Source organism: Pseudomonas sp. K5002 (genome assembly GCF_013386655.1).
Classification (GTDB): domain Bacteria; phylum Pseudomonadota; class Gammaproteobacteria; order Pseudomonadales; family Pseudomonadaceae; genus Aquipseudomonas.
The window spans coordinates 1,038-2,802 of record NZ_JACARK010000599.1 but is presented as its reverse complement, the minus strand read 5'-3'; the positions used below and the strand labels follow the sequence as shown (position 1 = coordinate 2,802).

The 1,765-nt window shown below is 60.5% G+C and carries 2 protein-coding genes and 1 pseudogene; all 3 read left to right on the top strand.

Going from position 1 to position 1,765, the window contains the following annotated elements:
- A pseudogene (locus HX846_RS24415) lies at window positions 1-552 on the top strand (ammonium transporter); the annotation flags it as partial.
- A gap of 209 nt (window positions 553-761) precedes the next feature.
- Window positions 762-1,187 (top strand): secondary thiamine-phosphate synthase enzyme YjbQ, encoded by a 426-nt coding sequence (locus tag HX846_RS24410; protein ID WP_003208787.1) that lies wholly within the window; start codon window positions 762-764, stop codon window positions 1,185-1,187.
- A 103-nt stretch (window positions 1,188-1,290) separates the two neighbouring features.
- Entirely contained in the window at window positions 1,291-1,617 is a 327-nt protein-coding gene (sutA, locus tag HX846_RS24405; protein WP_003208791.1) for a transcriptional regulator SutA, read from the top strand.
- The last annotated feature ends 148 nt before the right edge of the window (window positions 1,618-1,765 follow it).

The window sequence follows — 1,765 nt, the reverse complement described above, 5'->3', positions numbered from 1 at the left end:
GCCAACGGCACTGCCGGCATGGCGATGCTGGTGACCCAGATCGCTACCGCTGCTGCGGCCCTGGGCTGGATGTTCGCCGAGTGGGTCACCCACGGCAAACCGAGCGCACTGGGCATCGCCTCGGGTGTGGTTGCGGGCCTGGTGGCAATCACCCCAGCCGCTGGCACCGTGGGCCCGATGGGCGCCCTGGTGATCGGCCTGGCTGCCGGTGTGGTGTGCTTCTTCTGCGCCACTACCCTGAAACGCAAACTGGGCTACGACGACTCCCTGGACGCCTTCGGCGTGCACGGTATCGGCGGTATCCTCGGCGCGATCCTGACCGGCGTGTTCGCGGCACCGGCGATGGGCGGCTTCAACGCCACCACCACTGATATCGCGGCTCAAGTCTGGATCCAGTGCAAAGGCGTCGGCTTCACCGTCATCTACACCGCTATCGTTACGTACATCATCCTCAAGGTGCTGGACGTGGTGATGGGCCTGCGGGTGACCGAAGAAGAAGAGGCGGTTGGCCTCGATCTGGCGCAACACAACGAGCGCGGCTACAACTTGTAAGTACGCGAAAAAAAGATGCCCGGCTTGCCGGGCATTTTTTTGCCTTGGGTTTGTCTGTGGCTAAAGGTGTATGGGTTTTTTTGCGACTTTGTGATGGGATCCGCACTGCACTTTTCAGTGTGCGAATGTCTTACAGGCATGTAGGCGTATTCGGCACTTTGTTTTTTCCCTGAGCGCGCTAGAATGCGCGCCGATAGGCGGAGAACTGTATGTGGCAACAGACCCTGATAACCCTGCGGGCCAAGCCCCGGGGCTTTCATCTGGTGACGGACGAGTTGCTCGCCGGCCTGCCTGAATTGAAGGCCTGTCGGGTGGGACTGTTGCATTTGTGGCTGCAGCACACCTCGGCCTCGTTGACGGTCAACGAGAATGCCGACCCGGCGGTTCGCCGTGACTTCGAGCGTTTTTTCAATGCGCTGGTGCCGCAAGGCACGGCGGGATATGAACACAACGACGAGGGTCCGGATGATCTGCCGGCGCACTTCAAGGCCAGTCTGCTGGGCTGTCAGCTGAGTTTGCCGGTAAGGGCCGGCCGCTTGGCGATGGGGACCTGGCAAGGTGTTTATCTGGGCGAGCACCGTGATCATGGCGGTGCTCGTAAAGTCCTCGCCACCTTGCACGGTGATGGGGCATAAGCCACTGGTTAACCGGTGGATGTTGATTTTTTTCCGGCGGCCGTCGACAGGCGGCGAAGCTGGGCTATAACTAATCTGCTTTTCGCAAGTCATGAGGTAGAACATGAGCGACGATGATCTGGAAAACGACGACCTCGAAGTAGGCGACGACGACGAAACCGAGGAAGGTCTTGAGGCGGCTGCCGAAGACGTGGCTGACGACGACGGTGGCGACGATGCACCGGTCCCGGCAGCCAAGGGCAAGGCCAAGGCTGCAGTGTCGGTTGACGAGTTGCCGAGCGTAGAAGCCAAGAACAAAGAGCGCGATGCGCTGGCCCGGGCGATGGAAGAATTCCTCGCCAAAGGCGGCAAAGTGCAGGAAGTCGAGGCTAACGTGGTGGCAGATCCACCGAAGAAGCCGGATAACAAGTACGGCAGCCGGCCTATCTAAGGCCTGCTGTTTGCTTGCTGAAAAAGCCCGCCGTCGCTGCGGGCTTTTTCATGGGCGCTACAAAATGGTCAGGGCCAACACCCATCCAAGGATGAAGAGCGTGTGTGGCGAGGGAGCTTGCTCCCGTTGGGGCGCGAAGCGGCCCCTG